Source organism: Cyclobacterium sp. L-R (assembly GCF_056859355.1).
Genome location: NZ_JBSXOH010000027.1, coordinates 1 through 2261 on the forward strand (window position 1 = coordinate 1; position 2261 = coordinate 2261).

General features: G+C 38.6%; 2 protein-coding genes and 1 rRNA gene. All 3 read right to left on the reverse strand.

The genetic code is table 11. The annotated features are described in order from the left end of the window. Positions 1 to 204, reverse strand: a 16S ribosomal RNA gene (locus tag AC13EX_RS01890); the annotation flags it as partial. Positions 205 to 631: 427 nt separating this feature from the next. Beyond that, entirely contained in the window at positions 632 to 1144 is a 513-nt protein-coding gene (locus AC13EX_RS01895; protein ID WP_482891319.1) for a DUF2480 family protein, read from the reverse strand. After that, positions 1141 to 1830 (reverse strand): tRNA (adenosine(37)-N6)-threonylcarbamoyltransferase complex dimerization subunit type 1 TsaB, encoded by a 690-nt coding sequence (gene tsaB, locus AC13EX_RS01900; protein WP_482891320.1) that lies wholly within the window; start codon positions 1828 to 1830, stop codon positions 1141 to 1143. Before tsaB ends, AC13EX_RS01895 begins: the two co-directional genes overlap by 4 nt. Positions 1831 to 2261 lie beyond the last annotated feature (431 nt).

Genomic DNA, 2261 nt, shown 5'->3' on the forward strand with positions numbered 1-2261 from the left:
ATCATTCTACCATGCAGTAAAATAATACTATGGGATATTAATCCGAGTTTCCCCGGGCTATCTCCCTGTAACAGGTAGGTTGCATACGCGTTACGCACCCGTGCGCCACTCTCATTCATCCCGAAAGATGAAATCCCGTACAACTTGCATGTATTAGGCCTGCCGCTAGCGTTCATCCTGAGCCAGGATCAAACTCTCCATTGTAAAGTTTGTTTCGATCGTCTCACCACAAAGGATGGACCAATCTATTGTTTCTATATCCGAATAAATTCGAATCGTCAGGTTTTAAATTTTAACTATCTTACACTACTTCAAAGAACTTTTTGATCAACTTATTTGATCACTTGCTGTGTCTCACTTCCTTTTGTTTCAAAGTTTGTTTCGGAACAGGTTTGCAAATGTAAAACAAAAATTTGGCGTTTTAAAATAATTGAGAGAAAAATTATAATAAAATTTTATTCTCTTTTTCAAATTAAAACAAAAGTTTATTTCTCTTTTTGCTTTCTCCCTAGAGCGTCTCTCATTTGGGAATGCAAACATAGGGCTCTTTTATGAATATGCCAAACACTTGTCTAAAATTATTGGTGAATATCCTTTAACCTACTCAAAAACAGTCCGATATTTATTTGAATTATTTCGCCTTCGGCCGTTTGTATACAGGAACAGTACTACAAGGCTCCCCAAACATTACACTTTTAGCAATAGGCATTACTTTTTTGACAATCTCTCCATAGCCATAATCAGGAATAGATAACTTTCCACAACCTTTTATCACTACAGGCCTATCACGTAGGGTCTCCAAATCAAGGGTATTTAAACCTGTATGTAATAAATGTAACTCTAAGTCTTCAATGCTTCCTATAATCACTTCCTTGGCTACAGGTTGAAGCTTTACTATTGCCAACATATAGGCCCATTTGGGAATGATGGCATCGGTGGAACAAGTAATGGCCACAAGCTTGCCTGAATAAATTGACCAGTCAAAGTTTTTAAAGCTTTCCCGGTATTCTTTCTCCTTTACTACCAAGCCTTGGAATAAAAAAGGCTCCAAATCAAAAACTACTCGCTCCCCTACTATATAGTACGATTCTAAATCCAAAGTTACGATTGGACTGTTGGCTACTCTGTTGATTATTTCACTCATAACAATAAGGGGTTCTTCTTTGATTTTAAAACCAAGAACTCCTTCAAGTAGTTCGGCTCAAAGTAAGCAATGTCAGCAAAATCTTTTACAATAAACTTCTGGTAAGCCAATTCGCCTATACTGCTTGCTGAATTAAGCTTATCAATGTACCTGGCATTGGTATGATTCAGGAACTCCTCGGTTTTCTTATTGGCATTGCCCAGAAAATAAACCGCTCCTGAGGCTAAGAAATCTCCAAACACCCCCTCTTCCAAAATTACCGGCTTCAATGGAGCCACGGTTTCTCCTTTAAAATCCAACACCTTTGCATACACTTCCATTCTTCGGGCATCGATCATAGGCACAATGAATGACCCTTTATCCACCTGCCCTACCAACTGCCAACCAAGCCCATCCAAACTATCTACCCCAATTAAAGGCAAATCATGAGCAAAGGCCAAGCCCTTGGCTGTGGAAACACCTATTCGCAAGCCCGTATAAGAACCTGGTCCTTGAGCCACAGCAATGGCATCCAAACTACCAATACTAAAGTCAGCCTGCTCTAGTAAGCTTTTAATCAATGGCACCAATTTACTACCATGCACATTGTCTTGGTGCAATTCGGAAAGAGCAAGCAATTTGCCGTCTTCATGTATAGCAATGGAACAAACAGCTATTGAAGTTTCTATCGAAAGAATTTTACTCATGTTCTTATTATATAAATACCGTATTTGAATCTGAAATAGGCAATGGAACTACAGATAGGAGATACTATCACTTTCCAAAGCGGTCGGGAATCCTTGTTACTTAATTCTTAAACCCGAAATATGCAATAGACAATCTATTACGTGCTGAAATCGCTTCAAAATCAGCCACTTCGTTGCTGTTTTCAATTTCACCATAGCGGTGCTATGCTAAAAATCTCCAAACAGCCTGATTTTTCTTGCGATTGCAACACTTCCCGTAAACACGGGACAGGCTATCACGAATGCTATAAGGGTCGTGTACTGAAATAGGTTGACACAATTTAATTAAAAATTGTAAACCTATAATCGGACAAAATGAGTGAATTACAAAAGTTCTCCGAAGATGCAAGGAGAAAAATCGTTATGGAAGTACTTTCAGGTACTTTAAGCAA

Bases quoted from the DNA above. Each gene is read 5' to 3' on its own strand.
- AC13EX_RS01895 (WP_482891319.1), bottom strand. From the start codon at position 1,144: ATGAGTGAAATAATCAACAGAGTAGCCAACAGTCCAATCGTAACTTTG.
- tsaB (WP_482891320.1), bottom strand. From the start codon at position 1,830: ATGAGTAAAATTCTTTCGATAGAAACTTCAATAGCTGTTTGTTCCATT.